The following is a 22,189-nucleotide window of genomic DNA, read 5'->3' as shown; positions in this document are numbered from 1 at the left end:
CGAATGGGGACGAATAAGCCTGTTGTAATTGGAATTGCTGGTGGTTCAGGATCAGGTAAAACAAGTGTAACGAAAGCGATTTTTGACCATTTTCAAGGTCATTCCATTTTAATATTGGAGCAAGATTATTATTACAAAGATCAAAGCCATTTACCAATGGAAGAACGTTTAAAAACAAATTATGATCATCCGTTAGCGTTTGATAACGATTTGTTAATTGAACATTTGCAGCAGTTGCTTGCATATAAACAAGTAGAGAAACCTGTATATGACTATACATTGCATACGCGTTCGGAAGAAATTATTCCAGTTGAACCGAAAGATGTAATCATTTTAGAAGGAATCCTTATTTTAGAAGACCCACGTCTTTGCGAATTAATGGATATTAAATTGTTTGTTGATACAGATGCAGACCTTCGTATTTTACGTCGTATGCAACGCGATATTAAAGAGCGCGGTCGTACGATGGATTCTGTTATTGACCAATATGTAAGTGTTGTACGTCCAATGCACAATCAATTTATTGAGCCATCTAAGAAATTTGCGGATATTATTATCCCTGAAGGTGGACAAAACCACGTTGCAATTGATATTATGGTTACAAAAATTGCAACAATTCTTGAACAAAAAGTAAATTTGTAATAGCATAGTAAAAGATATGCGATAGGAAGGGATTTTTTCCCTTCTTATCGAATACAATGAAACATGCAACCTCATCTATATATAGGTGAGGGCATATTTATATCAACTTTCCATACATATCTTCTTTATATAAAGAAGAATTGGGAATACGGGGTTGTATGTGACAACTCCGCTAGTACAGGCGTGCTAGAAACCTCCGCTATACATATAAGTGGGGGAGTTTTCATATGGAACTCCTCTTTTTTCGGGGGATTGGTATATAAAAGGAGTGGAAAATATGGCAACAGAAAAAACATACCCTATGACGCAAGAGGGTAAGCAAAAATTAGAGAACGAACTAGAGGAATTAAAAACAGTAAAACGTAAAGAAGTGGTAGAGCGCATTAAGATCGCACGTAGCTTCGGAGATCTTTCTGAGAACTCTGAGTACGATGCAGCGAAAGATGAGCAAGCATTCGTAGAAGGACGTATTACACAATTAGAAAACATGATCCGTAATGCGGTTATCATTGAAGACAATGGTGAAGAGTCTACAGTTGTAACATTAGGCAAAACAGTAACATTTAAAGAATTACCAGGTGGAGACGAAGAAGCTTACACAATCGTAGGTAGCGCAGAAGCAGATCCATTTGAAGGAAGAATTTCTAACGATTCTCCAATCGCAAAAAGCTTATTAGGTAAGCAAATTGGTGAGAAGGTAGCCATCCAAACACCAGGCGGAGAAATGCAAGTAGAGATTATCTCTGTAAAATAATAAAAAGGATCCTCCCAATTGGGAGGATCCTTTTTATTATTTTAACTTTTTCTTTTTACACAAATATAAAAGCTGTTTGAACTTTCAAACGGTTCGACAGGAAAAGACAATAAAATACTAAAAAGTTTGATAGTATAATTAAGGATTTTAAGTTTTAATTATTACAACATGGAACAGTTTTAAAGGGGAAAGAGGGTAAGTATGAAAAAAATATTTACGGTACTGATTTCTAGTATCTCCATATTAGGGCTCACTGCGTGTGGAACTAACGAGGAGGCTACATCATCAAAGGGGGAAAAAGTGAAGCAAGAAGAAAAAAAGGATAATGCTGTAACTGAGAATTCGAAAAGTACAGAAAGTCCAAAAGAGAAAGTAGAATCAAGTATTGATAACAAGAAGTTTGATGAGTTTGATTTGGAGTATCAATTAGCTATTGTAATGAAAATATTGCAGAATGTAACGATTAAGTATGATTATGCGATTGGGAACTCAGAATATTTATTACGGGATTCGATGGATCAAAAAACAATAGATGATATGAAGGATATGTTACAAGAACAGGCAAAGAATAATGATAAACTTCTCAAAGATGAAGTGAATCAAGCATATACATATTTAAAACAATCTAAAATAAGTAATAAAAGTGATATTCAAAAAATCATAGATGCAGAAAATAATTACTTGCAGATTGTAGATAAGATGATTGTGTGCATTGATTCTGTAACGGTTGAAAATGCAAAAGAAAAAAGAAGTGAAATGAACAATTTAAGTGCTGAATACTTAAAGGTAGCAGGTCAGGTAACAACAACTGTAATTGAGGTTGCAAAAAATGCTGGAGTGAATGAAACTGAATTTAGATCGCTTCTTATGAAATTTCTAGAGAAGCCCAAAAAGTAATAATGGCTTGAAGCATATTGAGATAATATATCTTTTAATTTTGCAGTTTGTATAAATAAAACAGTACCTCGTCTAAACTACAATAGACGAGGTGTTTTTATGAATATGAAACGGAGAATTATGATCACCTTAATTTGTTTTATGTGCATGATGTTTTTGTTACTTTTTCGTTTGATTCAAATACAGATTATAGATACTGAATCATTTACAGATCGAAATATTAATTTGATTGAGAAGAGTGTCAACCAGCGTACACAGTCAGTTACAGTCGATAACGGAAGGGGACATATTGTTGATCGAAATGGTGCTACACTTGGTGAGGAAACATACCCAGTATTAATTATTTTTCCATTTCTTCAAATAAAAAATGACATGTTAGAGAAAATCGCGCATATCATTGGTGTGTCTAGTCGAGAGATACAAATGCAAATAAAAGACAAAAAGCAGGCCTTTATACTGCAAAGGGGGAATCAACCATTTCAATTAACGAAAAATCAGATGGAGAAGGTAAATAGTGCAGATATATTAGGTATGGTAGCGGCTGAAGTTAGAATAAAGAGAGTGCAAGAAGCGGAGCATGTAATCGGTGTGCTCGGGGAAAACGAGCGGGAATTTCAAAAACGGTATGGAGATATGAAAAAGTTATCGAAGCAAACACCGATTGGTATTTCCGGATTGCAGCAATCGTTTGATGAGTTTTTAATGACGGATGGAGAAACGAAAGTATTATATCAAGTAGATCGGCAAGGAGAACCGATTTTTGGTAAGAAAGCGAAATACACTTCTCCAGGAAATCCATTTTATCCGATTACGATTCAGACAACATTACATAAAACGTTGCAACAAAAAGCAGAAGAACTTGTACAAACAAATGGAATTAAAAAAGGTGGATTAGTATTGCTTGATGTGAAGAAAAATGAAGTTTTAGCGATGGTGAGTAAACCGTCCTTGCAGCTGAAAAATAAGAGTGCATATAAATTGACGCTTGAAAACCAAATGCTCACACCGCATTTCCCTGGTTCTGTTTTTAAAACAGTCATTGCAGCGGCGGCGATTGATCAAAAACTGATTCACTCTAGCCGTATATTCAATTGTAATACGGATCCATACGGTGAAAATCCCCCTCAAGTTATGATGGGCGCATTAAACTTTAATGAGAGCATTGCTAGAAGCTGCAATAGGACATTTGCCGTATTAGGTAATGAACTGATGCAAAAGGATAAAAAGGTGTTTGAAACGTATTTAGAAGCCTTAGGAGGGAGCGGGAGAGTTGGATGGAAAGGAACAGTGTTTCACACACATGATTTCGAACAAATGCCCGAGGAGAAGAGCGCTATTGTTTGGAGTGGGGAAGAAAATAAAGGGAGTAGAAAAGCGATCGCTCAAACTGCAATTGGGCAAAAGGATGTACGCGTATCTCCTCTCGCTGTTGCGAATATGATGGCAACGATTGCTAGGGGTGGCGACAAGATGGAAGTAAAAGCTGTGAATAAAATATTATATAGAAATGGAACGGATTTTTTTGAGTTTGAAGATCATAAATTGGAAGGAAAACAACTTCCTTATGAAACAGTGAAAAGGTTACAGGAAGTATTAAGAGGGGTTGTAACGATGGAGAAAGGAACAGGAGCAGCCTTTCGTGGATTACCGTTAGCTGTCGCCGGGAAATCAGGAACGGCGCAAACTGGAAAAGGAGATCAGGTGAATCGCTGGTTTGCTGGTTATTTTCCATATGAACATCCAAGATATGCTCTAGTTGTTGTTGATATAGAGACAAATAATGGAGGCACCAATATTACACCGATTTTTAAAGAATTAGTAGAAGAAATTTTTCGCATAGAAAGTGGAAAGTAATCGTGCAATGCATTATGAAATTTTCTTATTTCGTGAAAATATTATCGTAAATGTTCAACCTTTCTTGATTTAATGTTACAATAGCAAGTATGAAAAACTGCATGGAGGTTTGAAGAATGGCAGGAGGATCTAGGTTTCAACAGAAACAACAAAAACGTCGTCAAAACGGTGTTTTAAATATTGCAATTGCTATTGTATTAGTAGCAGTAGCTATTGTAGCATATCAATTGTTTGTTCCTGAAACAAAAGAGAAAGCAGCTTCTGAGGAGAAGAAAGTAGCTCAGCAAACAACGAAAAACGAAAAAACTGAGAAAACTGAGAAAGCGAAAGATAAAGAAGAAGCTAAGGCGAAAGATAAAGAACTAGCAGAAGCGAAGAAAAAAGAAGAAGAAGAGAAGCAAAAGGCTGAAGAAGAAAAGAAAAAAGCTGAAGAAGAAGCAAAAGCTAACGAGAAAGCACCAGCTGAAAAGACACAGCCAAAAGCAACAGATGCTTATACGAAATCTTCTTGGAAGCCAGTGGGTACAGAACAAGGTGCAACACCTGCGATGACGTTTAAAAAAGGTACAGCAGATTGGAATGAGATGAATCAAGCGATTTCCGCTGCAATTGACGTTCCAGTAGAGCAATTAATTATTCATAGAATCGGTAATAACGGTAAGAATAAAGCTTACGGCAACGTACAAGATAAGCAATCAGGTAAAAAATATTATGTAAATATTGATTGGGTAGACAATGAGGGTTGGAAACCAACACTTGTTCAAACTCTAAACTAAAAAAGAGAGGCTCTTAGGAGCCTCTCTTTTTTAGTTAGCGTAATTTTTTTAATTTAAAGTGAACAACTGCGCTGTAATAAGGTCTTTTGCTTTCAGGATCCATAACCATTTGGTGAGAAATATGATGAACTTCGAGCATAAGTGCTTTATTATTATCAATTTGTTCGCTAATTTTCTTCTCTAGAGAAACTAAGTTTGCAGCCTCAAAAAACTCTACTTTATCTTCTAACATTTCAAAGGTAAATGACACGCTGACCGCTCCTCTCTTGCATAATCAAATATAGTGTAACAAAGAAAAGAAGGAAATACCATGTACATTTTAATTGACATTTTTAGAAAGAGGGCATATTATACTGATAAAACCGATAAGAAAAAGGGGAATTTTTATGGGTACAGAATTTAATGGTTTATTTGACGAATGGGCTCATACGTACGACTCATTTGTACAAGGCGAAGATATACAATATAAAGAAGTTTTCGCTCATTATGAGGACATTTTAGAGGATGTAGTAAACAAGTCATTTGGTAATGTATTAGAATTTGGTGTTGGTACTGGTAATTTAACAAATAAATTATTACTTGCCGGTCGCACCGTTTACGGCATAGAGCCGTCACGTGAAATGCGTGCTATTGCAAAAGAGAAATTACCAAAAGAGCTTTCTATTACAGAAGGTGATTTTCTTTCATTTGAAGTCCCGAATTCGATTGATACTATTGTGAGCACCTATGCATTTCATCATTTAACAGATGATGAAAAAGATGTAGCGATTGCGAAGTATAGTCAATTGCTAAACAAAGGTGGTAAAATAGTGTTTGCTGATACGATATTTGCAGATCAAGAAGCATATGATAAAACTGTTGAAACAGCAAAAGAAAGAGGTTTTCATCAGTTAGCAAACGATTTGCAAACAGAATACTATACACGTATTCCGATCATGCGATCTATTTTTGAAAACAACGGCTTCCATGTAACGTTCACGAGATTAAATCATTTCGTTTGGGTAATGGAGGCAACTAAGCAATAGAAAGAGGGATTAGATTGAGAATTGCTGTAATTGGAGCAATGGAAGAAGAAGTACGTATTTTACGTGACAAATTAGAACAAGCAGAGACAGAAACCGTGGCAGGTTGTGAATTTACGAAGGGGCTATTGGCAGGGCATGAAGTAATCTTGTTAAAGTCAGGTATTGGTAAAGTAAACGCAGCGATGTCAACGACAATTTTATTAGAGAGATACAGACCTGAAAAAGTAATTAATACTGGTTCAGCTGGTGGATTCCACCAATCTTTAAATGTTGGGGACGTTGTTATTTCAACAGAAGTTCGCCATCATGACGTAGATGTAACGGTATTTGATTACGAATATGGTCAAGTGCCAGGAATGCCACCTGGATTTAAAGCTGATGAGGCATTAATTGCATTAGCTGAGAAATGTATGAAGGCAGAAGAAAATATTCAAGTTGTAAAAGGTATGATTGCAACAGGTGATTCATTTATGAGTGATCCAAACCGTGTTGCAGCTATTCGTGATAAATTCGAAAACCTTTACGCGGTAGAAATGGAAGCAGCAGCTGTTGCACAGGTATGCCACCAATATGAAGTTCCGTTTGTAATTATTCGTGCACTTTCTGATATTGCTGGTAAAGAATCAAATGTTTCATTTGATCAATTTTTAGATCAAGCAGCTCTTCATTCTACAAACTTTATTGTAAAAGTATTAGAAGAGTTAAAGTAATGTAACAAAAAGGCAACTGTCTCATATAAAGAAAATACATACAGTTGCCTTTTCTTTATTGGCAAATAAGGGGGAGAACACGATGAAGGTATATCGTGGAGTTCATGAATTGATTGGTCATACACCGATTGTAGAAATTACTCGATTTTCACTTCCAGAAGATGTACGGTTATTCGCGAAGCTTGAATTCTATAATCCAGGCGGAAGTGTGAAAGATCGATTAGGGAGAGAATTAATCGAAGATGCACTAGCGAAAGGCCTCATCACGCAAGGTGGTACAATTATTGAACCGACGGCTGGAAATACGGGCATCGGACTGGCACTTGCGGCGTTAGAGCATGATTTACGCGTCATTGTTTGTGTACCAGAGAAATTTAGTATTGAAAAACAGGAATTAATGAAAGCGCTAGGTGCAACAGTTGTTCATACGCCAACTGAGCAAGGAATGACCGGTGCAATTGCGAAGGCAAAAGAATTAGTAAGAGAAATTCCGAATTCATACTCTCCAAGTCAATTTGCTAATGATGCAAATCCACGTGCTTATTTTAAAACACTAGGTCCTGAACTGTGGTACGCGCTTAATGGAGAGATTAACATATTTGTTGCAGGAGCAGGTACTGGCGGTACATTTATGGGAACTGCGTCCTATTTAAAAGAACAAAATCTTGACATTAAAACGGTAATTGTAGAGCCAGAAGGATCCATTTTAAATGGTGGTGAAGCTGGTTCACACGAAACAGAAGGAATTGGTCTTGAGTTCATTCCACCATTTTTAAAAACATCTTATTTTGATGAAATTCATACGATTTCCGATCGAAATGCATTTTTACGTGTGAAAGAGTTGGCACAGAAAGAGGGTCTTCTCGTTGGAAGTTCTTCAGGAGCGGCATTTCATGCAAGCTTATTAGAAGCTGAGAAGGCAAAGCCAGGTACAAATATTGTAACGATTTTTCCGGATAGTAGTGAGCGTTACTTAAGTAAAGATATATACAAAGGATGGGAATAAAAAATGAGAGCAAAAACAAAGTTAATTCATGGTATTCGCATAGGAGAACCTTCAACTGGATCTGTAAATGTACCGATTTATCAAACAAGTACGTATAGACAAGAAGCAGTTGGTAAACATCAAGGATATGAATATTCACGTACAGGGAATCCAACACGTTCAGCGTTAGAAGAAATGATTGCAGTGTTAGAAAACGGCCATGCTGGATTTGCATTTGGATCAGGAATGGCTGCTATTACAGCAACTATCATGTTGTTCTCAAAAGGAGATCACGTCATTTTAACAGATGATGTTTACGGCGGAACGTATCGTGTTATTACGAAAGTATTAAATCGTTTCGGTATTGAGCACACGTTTGTAGATACAACAAACTTAGAAGAAGTTGTAGAAGCTATTCGTCCAAATACGAAAGCAGTTTATGTGGAAACACCAACGAATCCATTACTGAAAATTACAGATATTAAGAAAATATCTACTCTAGCAAAAGAAAAAGGATTACTAACGATTATTGATAACACATTTATGACACCATACTGGCAGTCACCAATTTCTCTAGGAGCAGACATTGTACTTCATAGTGCAACGAAATATTTAGGAGGACATAGTGACGTTGTTGCTGGATTAGTAGTTGTAAATAGCCCGCAATTGGCTGAAGATCTTCACTTCGTACAAAATTCAACAGGCGGTATTTTAGGACCACAAGACAGCTTCTTATTACTTCGTGGTTTAAAAACATTAGGAATTCGTATGGAAGAGCATGAAACAAATTCACGCGCAATTGCTGAGTTTTTAAATAACCATCCGAAAGTAAATAAAGTATATTATCCAGGTCTTGAAACGCATCCGAATTATGAATTAGCAAAAGAACAAGCAAACGGATTCGGTGCAATTATCTCATTTGATGTAGATAGTGAAGAAACGTTAAATAAAGTACTTGAGAAGGTACAATACTTTACACTTGCTGAAAGCCTAGGGGCCGTAGAAAGTTTAATTTCTATTCCAGCTCAAATGACACATGCATCTATTCCAGCTGATCGCCGTAAAGAATTAGGAATTACAGATACATTAATTCGTATTTCTGTCGGTATTGAAGACGGTGAAGATTTAATTGAAGATTTAGCACAAGCGTTAGCATAATGAAAAAGCACTGCTAAATAGGGCGGTGCTTTTAAAAAAATAAATTTGTGAAATATTTCACAAATTAGACATACACAAATAAAATGATTTCATGTATAGTGAAGTCATGAAATATTACTTCACACATAAACTTGTGAAGTATTTCACAATAAGATGAAATTCATGTAGAAAGGTAACTCTATTTTTCACTTTAATCGGGACTTAATATGACTGATAGGGACATTTTAAGACCATAATAGCAGAATAGGAGGAGATTCACATGGTAGTCAAAGAGAAAGTTGTAAATGAAATGCAAGAAGTAACAGAAATGATTGATACGTTAGTAAAGAACGGTCAGGAAGCTTTACGAGCATTAGAAAGTTTTACACAAGAGAAAATTGACAACATTGTTCATGAAATGGCGCTTGCAGGTGTTGATCAACATATGCCACTTGCGAAGTTGGCTGTTGAAGAAACTGGCCGCGGTGTACATGAAGACAAATGTATTAAAAATATTTTTGCCACCGAATATATTTGGCATAGTATAAAGAAAGACAAAACGGTAGGAATTATTCATGAAGATCCTCATGAAGAAATAATAGAAATTGCAGAGCCAGTTGGTGTAGTAGCTGGGGTAACGCCAGTGACCAACCCAACGTCGACAACGATGTTTAAGGCATTAATAGCAATAAAAACGAGAAATCCAATTATTTTCGCATTTCACCCTTCTGCACAAAACTGTTCCATTGCAGCGGCGAAAACAGTATACGATGCAGCTGTGAAGGCTGGTGCACCAAAGCAATGTATTCAATGGATTGAAAGACCTTCTGTTGAAGCAACGAAACAATTAATGAATCACGAAGGTGTTGCGCTCGTTCTAGCAACTGGAGGAGCTGGAATGGTGAAATCAGCTTATTCTACTGGCAAACCAGCGCTAGGTGTAGGGCCTGGTAATGTACCATGTTATATAGAAAAATCAGCACAAGTAAAACGAGCTGTTAATGATGTAATTTTATCGAAAACATTTGATAACGGTATGATTTGTGCATCTGAACAAGCTATTATTGTAGATAAGGAAATTTATGATGATGTTAAAGCAGAAATGATTGCAAATAATTGTTACTTTGTAACAGAAGAAGAAAGAAAAAAATTAGAAAAGCTTGTCATTAATGAAAATACGTGTGCAGTAAATAGTGATATCGTCGGGAAATCAGCACAGTACATTGCAGCGTTAGTAGGGATTACTGTACCAGAAGATACAAAGATGCTTGTAGCTGAAATTAAAGGGATTGGAGCAGTGTATCCACTATCTCGTGAAAAACTGAGTCCAGTATTAGCTTGTGTAAAAGCAAATTCATTAGAAGAAGGATTTGCATATTGTGAAGGAATGCTGGACCTTGGTGGTTTAGGGCATTCGGCTGTAATCCATTCTACAAATAAAGAAGTGCAAAAGCAATTTGGATTGCGTATGAAAGCTTGCCGTCTCATTGTAAATGCTCCTTCATCACAAGGTGGAATTGGTGATATATATAATGCATTTATTCCATCGCTCACACTTGGATGTGGTTCGTATGGGAAGAACTCTGTTTCTCAAAACGTAACAGCTACACACTTATTAAATATAAAAAGGTTGGCAAGTAGAAAAAAGAATATGCAGTGGTTCAAATTGCCACCGAAAATTTATTTTGAAAAGCATGCTACAGCATATTTAACAAACATGCCAAATATTTCACGGGCATTTATTGTAACGGATCCAGGGATGGTCGAACATGGCTATGTAGATACGGTAACGCACTATTTACGTAAACATGCAAATGATGTGAAAGTAGAAGTCTTCTTTGAAGTAGAACCGGATCCATCAGATGAAACGGTCTTTAAAGGAGCTGACATGATGAGAAGCTTCAAGCCAGATGTAATTATTGCTCTTGGTGGCGGTTCAGCGATGGATGCAGCGAAAGGGATGTGGCTTTTTTATGAATATCCAGAAACAACATTTTATGGGATTAAACAGAAGTTTTTAGATATAAGAAAGCGTACATGTAAATATCCGAAGCTTGGCAATAAAGCGCAATTTGTAGCGATACCAACGACATCGGGAACGGGTTCAGAAGTAACACCATTCGCAGTTATTACGGATAAGAAAAATAATATAAAATATCCGCTTGCAGATTATGAATTAACACCAGATGTAGCGATTGTTGATCCGCAATTTGTAATGACAGTACCACCTCATGTAACGGCAGACACTGGAATGGACGTATTAACACATGCAATTGAAGCATATGTGTCTATTATGGCAAATGATTATACAGATGGTTTAGCAATGAAAGCAATTGATCTTGTATTTAAATATTTACCGCGAGCATATAATGATGGAAATGATGAAGAAGCGCGAGAAAAAATGCATAACGCTTCTGCCATTGCTGGAATGGCATTTGCCAACGCATTTCTTGGTATTAATCATAGTTTAGCACATAAAATTGGACCGGAATTCCATATTCCGCACGGGCGTGCCAATGCAATCCTTATGCCGCATGTCATCCGTTATAACGCTATCAAACCAAGGAAACATGCACTATTCCCGAAATATGAGCACTTTGTTGCAGATGAACGTTATGCACATATTGCAAGAATGCTCGGTTTACCAGCTAGCACGACGGCAGAAGGTGTGGAATCGCTTGTACAAGCAATTATTTCTCTTGGCAAAGAGTTAAATATTAAGATGAGTATTGCTGGACAAGGTGTGGAACAAGAAAGGTTTGAAGATGTTGTTGGAATACTTGCGGAAAGAGCTTTCGAAGATCAATGTACAACAGCGAATCCAAAATTGCCGCTTATTTCAGAGTTGAAAGCAGTATATATGGAGGCATACAAAGGCGTATAATAAAGAAAAAGAGCCGCTCAAATTTGTGGCTCTTTTTTCTTTGGAAATCTTCTCCCTCATTGGCTGTATTTACTTAGGTTTGAAGCTAGTAGAATATGATACAGTGAGAAGGAGGAGTGGTAAAGACATGAAAGAGTTACAACAGAAAATAGCAGATTATATTCGCTTCGGACAAGTTCTTCTCGCCCTAAGTACATTTTTAATGATCGGTTTGTTGCTACCGAACGAGGGAAGGGAAATAATCCAGTCGTATGTAATGATGGGTGGAATCGTTTTATTGCTAAGTATGTCATTTTTCTTTTTTAAGCGTGTTCAAATGCTACGCGATCGGTTAGAGGAGAACGAATATGAATAAGATTACTAGATAAGGCGCTACGAAAAGCTTGTCTCTTTTTGTAGCGTTTTTTTATTTTGTAGAAAATGTATGCGTTCTATATTGACAATGATAATCTTTATCAATTAAAGTATAGTAGTAGAAAGTGATTATCATTATCAATTAGAGGTGGGGAAATGAAAAAATATATAACGCTGTTTACGGCAATTTTATCGATTTTTTTCTTGTTAATCGGTTGCAATGCGAAAGGAAACGAACAAGCATCAGCAACAAAGGCAGACAAAGAAAAAGAAAAAATAGAGATTACAGACTCATCAAACAGAAAAGTAACATTCGACAAAGCTCCTAAAAGTTTTGCGACTTTGAGTGTAGGAGATATGAATATTATCCACGCTTTAGGTGGTAAAGTGATAGGGCGTCCAGATACGAATTTAACTCTTCCAGAAGATTTAAAGAAGGCGCAAGTAATTGGAAACGCACATCAACCAAACTTTGAACAAATTGCTAGTTTAAAGCCAGACCTTCTTGTTGCAAATAATGGGTTTCAAAAAAATATTCCGACTGTTGAGGGACAAGGGACAAAAGTAATGATTTCCTCAGCGAATTCTATAAAAGATATTCAGAAGAGTATTGAAGCATATGGAACGGTCATGCAGAAGGAAGATAAAGCGAAGGAATTAAATCAAAGCATTAATGATCAAATGAAGAAATATGAGAAAAAGAGCGATGTAAAAGCATTGCTAGTTTACGGAGCACCTGGGACATATTTAGCGGCATTACCAAACTCTTTATCAGGTGATATTTTAGAAAAAACAGGCGGGAAAAATATCGCGGCTGAATTTCCAAAAATGAAAGAATATCCGCAGTATGCGCAATTAAGTGTAGAGCGTATTATTGAAGCAAATCCAGAGGTTATCTACTTAATTACACATGGAGACCCAGAAGGCGTGAAAAAAGCATTTGAAGGAGAAATGATGAAAAATGAAGCGTGGAAAAATTTGGAGGCAGTGAAACAGAACCGTGTTGTTATTTTACCACCAGATTTATTTGGTTCAAATCCTGGAACGAAAGTAACAGAAGCGATGGACTTTATGTATAAAAGTATACAAGATGTAAGGAAATGATGAACATGGAGAGTAGTGAATTAGTAAAGGAAAAGGCACATCCTTTTGCAAAAAAAAGATGGATATTGACGGTTGGTTTGATTGTATTAACCGTTCTAGGCCTTTTTTATGGTCTTATTGCGGGGAGTTTATCCTTTTCATTACAAGACATTATACTAGGTATACAAGATGAGAACTCAACAGTCCATCGAATTGTGTGGGATCTTCGTATTCCACGTGTACTTGTTGGGTTTATCGTAGGTACATGCTTAGCAGCATCGGGAGCATTATTGCAAGGGGTTATGAGAAACCCTCTTGCAGATCCTGGTATTATCGGTGTTTCATCCGGAGCCGGATTTGTTGCGATTGTGATTATGATCTTATTTCCACAGTATATGGCTTTCTTACCGCTTGGAGCGTTTTTAGGAGCTTTTATTACAGCGATGGTGATTTACGCTTTGTCATGGCAAAAAGGAGCACCGCCTTCACGAATTGTATTAGTTGGCGTTTCGATCAATGCTTTAATTGGTGCTGCAACTTCAGCATTAATGTTATTGCATAGTGATAAAGTACAATCTGTATTACCATGGCTAGCTGGTGGAATTGGTGGTGTGAGCTGGGCGCATTTAAATATGATTATTTATTATGCGATATTCGCTATTATATTCGCTTTCTTTGGCATTAAACATATTCAGATACTTATGCTTGGAGATGAGATGGCAAAACTGTTAGGACATCATGTAGAAAAAAGTCGCTTTTTCTTAATTGTCATAAGTACATTACTAGCTGGAATTGCAGTAAGTGTTTCTGGACTCATCGGATTTGTTGGACTTGTTGTACCTCATATGCTACGTCTATTAGTCGGAAGTGATTATAGATACTTGTTGCCGTTATCATGTCTTGGTGGAGGAGTATTACTTGTTTTTGCAGATGCGATAGCTAGAAGTTGGTTTGATCCAATCGAATTGCCTGTTGGGATTTTATTGTCTTTCTTAGGTGGCCCATTCTTCTTATATTTAATTCAGAGGGGAGGAAAACAAAGTGCTTTCCGTTAAAGAGGTGTCTTACGCACATTCAGAAAGGTTCCAAATGAAAAATATGAATGTACATATTAAAGCTGGTGAAATTGTTAGCTTAATTGGTCCGAATGGATCCGGAAAATCCACTTTACTCCGCTTAATTGCAAGGCTACTTGATCCGAGTGTAGGAGAGATTGTTTTAGATGGAAAAAGCATTCATGCGATGAAAAGTGCTGATGTAGCGAAGAAGTTAGCAATGTTGCCGCAAATGCAGGATCATCAATTAGATTTAACAGTGAAAGAACTGATTGAGTTTGGAAGAGTGCCTCATAAATCGTGGAATAGTCGTTTAAGTAAAGAAGATAAAGAGATTGTCGATTGGGCGCTATCTGTTACAAAGTTGGAAGGATATGAATATCGTCTCTTGCAGTCTTTATCAGGTGGGGAAAGACAACGTGTTTGGATTGCGATGACACTTGCACAACGGACAAATGTTTTATTGTTAGATGAGCCGACAACTTTTTTAGATATCGTTCACCAGTTAGAAGTAATGGAGCTTGTTAAGCGATTAAATGAAGAGTTCGGTATGACGATTGTAATGGTTTTGCATGATATTAATCAAGCAGCTCAATATAGTGATCGTTTACTTGTACTAAAGAAAGGGAAAATCCAGTACGACGGAGTACCAGAATGTGTTTTATGTCATCAAATGTTTCAGCACGTATTTGGAATTGAAGTCGATATATTTCAAGGTAGTGAAAAACCATTCTTTACACCGAAACGAATTTGTGGAAAAGGAGAAGAACGATGCAAACAGAGGAACGTATGACCATTGAATTAGTAAGAGAATTTGTTATGGCAGCTCATGGAGACTTAGAGAAAGTTCAAGAGCTTTTAGCAGAATCACCAAGTTTACTTCATGCTTCTTATAATTGGGGCGGAGCAGATTGGGAAAGTGCTTTAGGAGCAGCTGCGCATGTAGGACGAAAAGATATTGCACGTTATTTATTAGAAAAAGGAGCTCGTATGGATATTTTTACAGCTGCTATGCTTGGAGAACTTGAAATTGTACAGGCTATTTTAGTGGCACAACCAGAAGCGCTACGTGCATCTGGCCCGCATGGTATACCCCTACTTCAACATGCAAGAATGGGTGGCGAAGAAGCACAGCATGTTTTTGAATATGTATCAGCACTTGCTTAATTACCGCAAAAGGTTCTTGTGTGCGGTAAACCTTCCACTGGAAGGATAAGAGATTGGAAGGTTTACCGCCCGTTAGAACGGGATAAATATTTAGTATAACAGGAAATCCTACACCCCCCTCAATTGTAGTTTTCTTTATGCTATGTATGATATGGATGCAGTAGACAATTTTTGTCTACTGCTTTTTTTATATGATTGTATATATAGTTTGAACTTTCTGTATTTACAATCCGATTCGTTTATAATGGTAACTATGTATTTTGAAATATATGATCGTGTAAAGGAAGGCTAATAGTTTAGTTGTAGAAAGAAAACTATGGGAAGGAGCAGAGACATGTTCCATACAGATCGTTTACAGTTTCGCAAATATACAATAAATGATTTAGAGTTTTATGCATCTTTATGGGGAAATGATAAAGTAATGCGTTATATTGGAAATGGAACCCTAAAAACATATATGCAATGTAAAAAAAGTTTAGAGGAATGGGTTCTTCCTAATTATAAAAATGGTCTAGGTTTATTTTTAATGATTGAAAAGGATACGGGAATACCAATTGGACATGCAGGGCTTGTGAGGCAGCAAGTAGATGGAAAAGAAGAAATTGAAATAGGATATTGGCTACTTCCAGAACATTGGGGAAAAGGATATGCAAAAGAAGCGGCGGCAGCATTTCGAGATTACGGTTTTCAGGCATTACGAATAAAGAAGCTGATTTCTCTTATTAATCCAAACCATCCTGCCTCTATATTTGTAGCAAGGAAAACAGGGCTTAGCTATGAAAAAACAGCATCATTTCATGGGAAAGATATTCTTGTTTATTCTATTACAAGGACGGGATGAAAGTTTCCTCACCTTTCTCTCTTTTTTAAAAGGTAATATTTAACTTATGACGAATGATATATAGCAATCAAAGGGGGAATTAGGTGTATATTTATCATAATGGTCTCATTATTCGAGAAGGAACGAGCGGGGTACCAGCTTATGCAATTAAAACATTATTTGAAGATGCGGGATGGAGTAACGATAGCATTCCATCTTGGCAAATCGAAAAATTTACAATCGCATTTGAAAATTCAACATGGGCTTTTACGATCTGGGATGAGGAAGAAATGATTGCAATGGTAAGAGTCATTTCTGATCAAGTTATGGTTGCTAATATAGTAGATTTAGTTGTGAAGTGTGAATATAGGGGAAAAGGATTAGGGAAGAAACTTGTGGCTCTCTGTTTACAAAAGCTTCCGCACGGTGATTGGTTTGCACATACATCTGCTAATAATTTTGATTTTTATCGTAGTTGTGGCTTAGAAGTCAGGGAATTATCCAGAAATGGAACTTGTGCGTACTATGGTTATCAAGTAGCGAAAAAAGAAGGACATCGATAAATGATAGGAAAAGGGTTGCTTTCATCTAGCAATTCTTTTTTTGCATACACAGATTATTATAAAAAAGAGGTAGTACATCGCAAAAGAAAATAGAAGTATCGTTTTAAAAGGTATAAATAAGAAACCGGATTTTTAATGTACTTGTTAATATAATTTTTGAAACCAATTGTAATTTCGCTATGATATTCTTCAAATTCATAATTGAGAATACAACTATTCAATAAGTTTCATCTTTTACAAATTTTTATTAATAATAAAATGAGTAGTTATTCATTTTGTGATAATATTAAATAGAAAATTCAGAAAAAGAAGAGGGGACGTAAAATGAGTATAAAAGTTGGGGATACATTTAAATACGAAAGAAGTTTTACAGAAGCGGAAGTGCTTGAGTTTGCAAATCTTACGGGGGATAAAGGAAGGCACCATATGGAATATGATGAAAACGGGCGCCTTATGGTACATGGTTTATTGACTGCTAGCATCGGAACGAAGATAGGTGGGGAGTTACATTACATAGCAAGGGAGTTAGTAAGTGAGTTTATTAGGCCTGTGTTTACAGGGGATACGATTACTTGTGAAATAACTTTAACAAATATTGAACAAATGGAAGGGTATAAAAAAGTTGCGATAGAGTCAGTTTATCGAAATCAGCTAGAGAAAACAGTATTAGTCGGAAATAGTTATGGAATTATAAGAGAGTAAAAAAAGAAGCCTGTTTCATAACAGGCTTCTTTTTATGCAATAAAATGTGTTTAGTAAACGCGTTTTCGATTTTCTGCATAACTAGAGATAAGTAACAATGCAGATTCCTCTCCAATATTGCGGACGATATGAGGCACACACGCATTCCAAGAGAAGGAATCACCTTCTTCTACAATTGCAATGTCTTCACCGTGTTGTACTTCTAATTTTCCACGTAATACAAGATGACATTCTTCGCCTTCATGAGCATTTGGGGAGTTTTCTTTCGGAAAACCAGCGGGAATTTCTACTAAAGATAAGCGAAGTCCACTTTGTTCTGCGACATGCTCAATTCTTTGTTCATCTTTTCCGTACACACTGTATTTACGTTCTTCTTTTTTTACAATTTTCATGCGATCTTTTTGTTCTAACAATAAATATGGAAGAGGAACATTTAAAAAGTTTGAAATGGTTTCTAAAGTTGAAATAGAAGGTGATGTTTTATTATTTTCAACTTGACTCATAAAGCCTTTAGAAAGTCCTGTCCCTTCACAAATTTGGGCGATTGTGATGCCTCTGCGTTGACGAATTTCGCGTATTGCAGAACCGATATTCATAAAAATCAAGCTCCTTTTTGTAAACAACTATTTGTATCATAGCAAAAAAAATATATTTTTTCTCATGAAAAATGAATTGACGAATAAAAAAATTTAGTGTATGTTTTGTAATGTAAATAAAAGTTTTGTATAAGAAAACCATAAAGGAGAGAAAGAAATGAATCAACATATCGGTAACTTAATTATTCGTATCGTGTTAGGCGTAACGTTCTTTATGCACGGTTTAACAAAATTCCAATCAGGAATTGACAATATTGCAGGGTGGTTTACAAGTATTGGTTTACCAGGAGGACTTGCATACGGTGTAGCAACAGTAGAATTAGTTGGGGGTCTATTATTAATTCTAGGTTTAGGTGTAAGATATATCGGTCTATTATTTGCATTAGTTATGATTGGAGCAATCGTAAAAGTGAAATGGTCGGCTGGTTTATTAGGGGATGGAAAGAATCCTGGATTTGAGTTAGAGCTTGCATTATTAGCAATGGGTGCGTACTTATTTGTTGCGAAAGCTGACGGTTTTGTAGATAATTTCTTAAAAGCGAAAGTGTTAAAAAAAGACTAATTCAAGTGGGGGTATAACAAGATGAGCTTTCAACTTCATCCCGAAACAACACTTGGTGTTGTTCATCTATACGTATCAAATATAAAGAAATCGCTAGAGTTTTACACAGAAGTACTACGATTGAAAGTAATTCAAGAAGAGGGAACGGTTGTAACATTCGGTAGTGAAAAGAATGAACCACTTCTTATAATAGAAGAAAAGAAAGATGCTCTTCCAAAACAAAGAGGTCGAACTGGTTTATACCATTATGCAATTTTATTACCGAGTAGACAGGACTTAGCAAATATTCTTCGTCATCTTGTAGAGAAAGTGTATCCGCTGCATGGCGGGGCAGATCATTACTTTAGTGAAGCTCTTTATTTAGCTGATCCAGATGGAAATGGGATTGAAATTTATCATGATCGTCAAAAAGAAGTTTGGCGTGACGAAAATGGAGAGCTACCGTTTGTTAGTAACCCATTAGATGGTGAAGGATTATTGCAACAAGGAAGTTCATGGAATGGATTCCCAGATGGTACTGTGATGGGGCACGTTCATTTCCATGTAGCTGATTTAGAAGAAGCGAAGCGTTTCTATGTTGACGGTCTTGGATTTGAAGTAACGATTCCGGCTCGTAATGGTGCATTATTTGTATCAGCAGGTGGTTATCATCACCATATCGGTTTAAATACGTGGCAAGGTGAAAGTGTACCACAGCAAATGCCAAATTCCGTTGGCTTAAAATATTTCACGATCGTACTAGCAGATGAAAAACAAAAAGAGCAAGTATGTGAAAGCTTAAAATATATTGGCGCAGTTGCTACGTATAAAGATGGAATATTACAAGTCGAGGATCCATTTGGACATTGCATTCACTTCATAGTAAAAGGAGAAGCCTAAATAAAGGCTTCTCTTTTTTATTTTCGTATAATCGCTTTTTCATTTAGTAAAAAAAGTTCATCAAATTGTTTTGCAAGATCAAAGTCTAGTTTTGTTAAGCCTTTTGCATTCCATGATGACAAAGTAATAATGACTGCTTTATACTGGATAAGGATAAATGGGTGGTGATTATGTTCTTCTGATAGTTTGGCGGCTTCAGAGACAAATTCGACTCCTTTTAAGTAGTCGGAAAACATATATTTTCTTTCAATCCATTTTTCGTCTTTCACTACCCATTTATCTAGTTTCGCTAATTCCTCTTGTACCTCTTCGTTAGTTAATCGTAGCATCATTTTTCACATCCTTTATTGGAAGTAATGCAAGTCCATTATTAATAAGGCGTGTTACAGCTTCGTCATTTGTGAAAGTAGAAAGTTGCTCTACTAATGCTGTTGATGTTTCATGTCCTTTTTTATGTTGTAAAAGTAATTCTAAAATTTCAAGACGAAGCAACCATTCTTTTGGATAGAATTTATTTAGCACTTCTTGAATTGCTACTAATCGATCGACATGAGCGTCTTGTAAGGTAGTTTCGTTTCGAATATCTCGAACTGTTTGATACATACGGTCAAGCTCAGTTAATGTAAGGGGTGCTGGAGTTTCTGGTACTTCTTCATCCATTGGGAAAAATGCTGCCACATCTGCTGCACCTGGGAATACAGAAGTAATTGTTGAACCAACAGCCATATCAAATGCTCCCCATGAAGCGTCAAATAATAAACGATCTGTATGAGTAACGGTGCAATCTGTAAATGAGATAAGAGCAATCTTTTTATCGTTCTTTACAATGTCTGTTACTGTTCCTTTTACATGAACACCACTTGCGAAGGAAAGTTCTGCACAATTTCCGATTGTAATGCCTAATGACTGTAACTTTTCTTCTGTACAATCTTCTAATGCGATATTACCATCTAGTAATCCGACTGGTGTACCAAATCCATCTTTGTGTACAGATGTAGAGTGATTTGCTAATTGTTTATTATGAATTGCTAATGCAGTTGGTGTATTTGTTCTCATGTAAATGACTTCACCAGTATCATTTTTAATTGTCTCAGTAAATGTACCTGTAATTTGTAATCCGCTACTTAACTCAGTTGTAGCATGATTTTCGGAGCGAATTGCTTTTTCTAATCCTTCTGTGCCACCTGTTTTGAATGCCATCGTTTCAGAGAACTTCTCAAGTGCCTCAGTCAACTCTTCAAATGATTCACAAACAAATAGCTGTGGCTGCATTTTTGTCACGTCATAAGTTGTCCCTGTGCAAGCTTCAATTGAGAATGGAACCTTTTCTACAGCAGCTGTTAAACAGTGCTTGCTTTCACCAACAGAGGAGAGGAGGCCAGCGCCGTAAATTTTTGGATTGTCTATATTACCAATTAGACCATACTCGACTGTCCACCAGAAAAGACGTGAAATTTGTTCTGCTTCTGATAAACCAGAAACAAGCTTTTGTTTTTCAATTACAGCATTTTCAGCAGCTACAACTTCTTCAGGAGTGGAAGTAGGACTTTCTTTTACGATCGTTAATGTACGAACAGCTTCAAAAGCATCATGTTCTTCTTTTGTGGAGAAAGCTTTCGCTCCAATTTGTCCAAAGCGTTTTACATATTTTGCATATGTAGGATCAAGTAAAATCGGTGCGTGTCCTGCTGCTTCATGAACGATATCAGGTGCTGGTGTATATTCGATATTTTCTACTTTGCGAATATCTGTTGCAATTGGTAATAAACCGTGACCTTGGAAATCAAAGAAAGCTACGCCGGGAATAAGACCGTCAATCGTTACGGCGCCCCAGCCGCTTGGTGCTAAACATTCATTCATTTCTTCTACCATTGGGATTGCATCTATATTAATACCAGATGATTGTAGTCCGTTAACATAGGCGGGATGTGCAACATCTTTTAAAAAGCTATGATTTTGTCTCATAATGTAACGCCAAACAGCGTGATTCACCGGTGTGTATTGATCGTAGTGCTGTGTGGATACAAATGGTTTTAAATGTGATGGAATTTCTGTTTTCTTTGTCATTTAGACATCCTCCTTTTTTATCTATAAAAATTAGTGCTGGTTCGTATAGCGTGTATCACCTCCTTTCAAATTTGTAAGCGCTTATAAAATTTTATCATAAGATTCGGAATTATTTAACATTTGTTTATGTGAGAAACAGAAAAAGCCCCTATCGAAAAAATCCGATAGGGGCGAAAAATCGCGGTACCACCCTATTTGTAAGTGAAAATATACGTACATCTCAACTGCTGATAACGGAAAAAAATCCGTCTTTCCCTTCATGCATAAAAAAGCACTACGAAAAAGAAGCTCCAGAATTGTAATTCGCACTTATATATGTACTGATTTGCACCGACCATCAGCTCTCTGAAACAGGGATATAAGTTACTACTGCGATTCTTTCAACGCATAACATATGAATTTATTGAAAAGGGAAGACGCAAAAAAGCCCCTATCGGAAAATCCGATAGGGACGATAAAAAATCGCGGTACCACCCTATTTGTAAACAGAAAAATTGTTTACCACTCACTTTAAGATAACGGAAAGATCCGTCTTTTCCTTCATGCATAAAAAAGCACTACGAAAAAGAAGCTCCAGAATTGTAATTCGCACTTATATATGTACTGATTTGCACCAACCATCAGTTCTCTGAGACAGGGATATAAGTCGCTACTAGTATTCCTTCAAAGCCGATATA

24 protein-coding genes and 2 other annotated features are annotated in these 22,189 nt (G+C 36.5%); of the genes, 20 read left to right on the top strand and 4 right to left on the bottom strand.

Features of this window, described 5'->3' with window-relative positions; translation table 11 throughout:
- The first annotated feature begins 3 nt into the window (after positions 1-3).
- From udk to DJ93_RS07575, 5 genes are all read left to right on the top strand, one after another.
- Positions 4-642 (top strand): uridine kinase, encoded by a 639-nt coding sequence (udk, locus tag DJ93_RS07595; protein WP_042980017.1) that lies wholly within the window; start codon positions 4-6, stop codon positions 640-642.
- Between the two features lie 277 nt (positions 643-919).
- A complete protein-coding gene (gene greA, locus DJ93_RS07590) occupies positions 920-1,396 on the top strand; it encodes a transcription elongation factor GreA (RefSeq protein WP_042980016.1) in 477 nt (158 codons plus the stop codon).
- 201 nt (positions 1,397-1,597) lie between these two features.
- Positions 1,598-2,293, top strand: a complete 696-nt coding sequence (locus tag DJ93_RS07585; protein WP_042980015.1) for a hypothetical protein — start codon at positions 1,598-1,600, stop codon at positions 2,291-2,293.
- Positions 2,294-2,392: 99 nt separating this feature from the next.
- Positions 2,393-4,147 carry a peptidoglycan D,D-transpeptidase FtsI family protein gene (locus DJ93_RS07580; RefSeq protein ID WP_042980014.1) on the top strand — a complete coding sequence of 585 codons (1,755 nt, stop codon included), beginning with the start codon at positions 2,393-2,395 and terminating at the stop codon, positions 4,145-4,147.
- Positions 4,148-4,263: 116 nt separating this feature from the next.
- Positions 4,264-4,923, top strand: a complete 660-nt coding sequence (locus DJ93_RS07575) for a YrrS family protein (RefSeq protein ID WP_042980012.1) — start codon at positions 4,264-4,266, stop codon at positions 4,921-4,923.
- Between the two features lie 34 nt (positions 4,924-4,957).
- Here the strand turns inward: DJ93_RS07575 and DJ93_RS07570 are convergent, their stop codons facing one another.
- A complete protein-coding gene (locus DJ93_RS07570) occupies positions 4,958-5,173 on the bottom strand; it encodes a YrzA family protein (RefSeq protein ID WP_002160402.1) in 216 nt (71 codons plus the stop codon).
- 136 nt (positions 5,174-5,309) lie between these two features.
- Here DJ93_RS07570 and DJ93_RS07565 point away from each other — a divergent pair, with 136 nt between their 5' ends.
- From DJ93_RS07565 to DJ93_RS07505, 13 genes are all read left to right on the top strand, one after another.
- Positions 5,310-5,948, top strand: a complete 639-nt coding sequence (locus tag DJ93_RS07565) for a class I SAM-dependent DNA methyltransferase (RefSeq protein ID WP_042980010.1) — start codon at positions 5,310-5,312, stop codon at positions 5,946-5,948.
- A 14-nt stretch (positions 5,949-5,962) separates the two neighbouring features.
- The gene (mtnN, locus tag DJ93_RS07560; protein WP_042980009.1) at positions 5,963-6,658 is read left to right on the top strand and encodes a 5'-methylthioadenosine/S-adenosylhomocysteine nucleosidase; all 696 of its coding nucleotides are present in this window, start codon (positions 5,963-5,965) and stop codon (positions 6,656-6,658) included.
- Between the two features lie 82 nt (positions 6,659-6,740).
- On the top strand, positions 6,741-7,664 hold the full coding sequence (locus tag DJ93_RS07555) for an O-acetylserine dependent cystathionine beta-synthase (protein WP_042980007.1): 924 nt from the start codon (positions 6,741-6,743) through the stop codon (positions 7,662-7,664).
- 3 nt (positions 7,665-7,667) lie between these two features.
- A complete protein-coding gene (locus tag DJ93_RS07550) occupies positions 7,668-8,801 on the top strand; it encodes a bifunctional cystathionine gamma-lyase/homocysteine desulfhydrase (protein WP_042980005.1) in 1,134 nt (377 codons plus the stop codon).
- Positions 8,802-9,060: 259 nt separating this feature from the next.
- Entirely contained in the window at positions 9,061-11,664 is a 2,604-nt protein-coding gene (gene adhE, locus DJ93_RS07545; RefSeq protein ID WP_042980004.1) for a bifunctional acetaldehyde-CoA/alcohol dehydrogenase, read from the top strand.
- 127 nt (positions 11,665-11,791) lie between these two features.
- Positions 11,792-12,019 carry a YrhC family protein gene (locus DJ93_RS07540; RefSeq protein WP_042980003.1) on the top strand — a complete coding sequence of 76 codons (228 nt, stop codon included), beginning with the start codon at positions 11,792-11,794 and terminating at the stop codon, positions 12,017-12,019.
- Positions 12,020-12,174: 155 nt separating this feature from the next.
- Positions 12,175-13,122, top strand: coding sequence for a helical backbone metal receptor (locus DJ93_RS07535; RefSeq protein ID WP_042980002.1), 948 nt, complete (start codon positions 12,175-12,177; stop codon positions 13,120-13,122).
- A 5-nt stretch (positions 13,123-13,127) separates the two neighbouring features.
- Positions 13,128-14,156, top strand: a complete 1,029-nt coding sequence (locus DJ93_RS07530) for a FecCD family ABC transporter permease (RefSeq protein WP_042984159.1) — start codon at positions 13,128-13,130, stop codon at positions 14,154-14,156.
- On the top strand, positions 14,143-14,949 hold the full coding sequence (locus tag DJ93_RS07525) for an ABC transporter ATP-binding protein (protein ID WP_042980001.1): 807 nt from the start codon (positions 14,143-14,145) through the stop codon (positions 14,947-14,949). Before DJ93_RS07530 ends, DJ93_RS07525 begins: the two co-directional genes overlap by 14 nt.
- The gene (locus DJ93_RS07520; protein WP_042980000.1) at positions 14,928-15,323 is read left to right on the top strand and encodes an ankyrin repeat domain-containing protein; all 396 of its coding nucleotides are present in this window, start codon (positions 14,928-14,930) and stop codon (positions 15,321-15,323) included. The genes DJ93_RS07525 and DJ93_RS07520 overlap by 22 nt, the downstream gene beginning before the upstream one ends.
- 316 nt (positions 15,324-15,639) lie before the next feature.
- Positions 15,640-16,164: a GNAT family N-acetyltransferase gene (locus DJ93_RS07515; protein WP_117287940.1), complete on the top strand. Its 525-nt coding sequence runs from the start codon at positions 15,640-15,642 to the stop codon at positions 16,162-16,164.
- A gap of 83 nt (positions 16,165-16,247) precedes the next feature.
- A complete protein-coding gene (locus tag DJ93_RS07510) occupies positions 16,248-16,706 on the top strand; it encodes a GNAT family N-acetyltransferase (protein ID WP_042979998.1) in 459 nt (152 codons plus the stop codon).
- A 324-nt stretch (positions 16,707-17,030) separates the two neighbouring features.
- Entirely contained in the window at positions 17,031-17,408 is a 378-nt protein-coding gene (locus DJ93_RS07505; protein WP_042979997.1) for a hotdog family protein, read from the top strand.
- Positions 17,409-17,458: 50 nt separating this feature from the next.
- On the opposite strand, the gene DJ93_RS07500 is transcribed toward DJ93_RS07505, so the two are convergent.
- Positions 17,459-18,004, bottom strand: coding sequence for a helix-turn-helix domain-containing protein (locus DJ93_RS07500; protein WP_042979996.1), 546 nt, complete (start codon positions 18,002-18,004; stop codon positions 17,459-17,461).
- 157 nt (positions 18,005-18,161) lie between these two features.
- On the opposite strand from DJ93_RS07500, the gene DJ93_RS07495 reads away from it, so the two are divergent.
- A complete protein-coding gene (locus tag DJ93_RS07495) occupies positions 18,162-18,566 on the top strand; it encodes a DoxX family protein (protein ID WP_042979995.1) in 405 nt (134 codons plus the stop codon).
- 21 nt (positions 18,567-18,587) lie between these two features.
- Positions 18,588-19,445: a VOC family protein gene (locus tag DJ93_RS07490; RefSeq protein WP_042979994.1), complete on the top strand. Its 858-nt coding sequence runs from the start codon at positions 18,588-18,590 to the stop codon at positions 19,443-19,445.
- A 17-nt stretch (positions 19,446-19,462) separates the two neighbouring features.
- Here the strand turns inward: DJ93_RS07490 and DJ93_RS07485 are convergent, their stop codons facing one another.
- Together DJ93_RS07485 and DJ93_RS07480 are read right to left on the bottom strand one after the other, a co-directional pair.
- Complete coding sequence (locus DJ93_RS07485; RefSeq protein ID WP_042979993.1) at positions 19,463-19,777, bottom strand: 4a-hydroxytetrahydrobiopterin dehydratase; 315 nt, start codon at positions 19,775-19,777, stop codon at positions 19,463-19,465.
- Complete coding sequence (locus tag DJ93_RS07480) at positions 19,758-21,512, bottom strand: aromatic amino acid hydroxylase (RefSeq protein WP_042979992.1); 1,755 nt, start codon at positions 21,510-21,512, stop codon at positions 19,758-19,760. Before DJ93_RS07480 ends, DJ93_RS07485 begins: the two co-directional genes overlap by 20 nt.
- A 163-nt stretch (positions 21,513-21,675) precedes the next feature.
- Positions 21,676-21,905 (bottom strand) — a binding site (T-box leader).
- Between the two features lie 51 nt (positions 21,906-21,956).
- Positions 21,957-22,188, bottom strand: a binding site (T-box leader).
- Between the last annotated feature and the right edge of the window lies 1 nt (position 22,189).

Origin of the sequence: Bacillus clarus (assembly GCF_000746925.1) — a bacterium.
Classification (GTDB): Bacteria; Bacillota; Bacilli; order Bacillales; family Bacillaceae_G; genus Bacillus_A; species Bacillus_A clarus.
The sequence above is the reverse complement of the archived record's forward strand: the minus strand, read 5'-3'. Positions and strand labels throughout refer to the sequence as shown.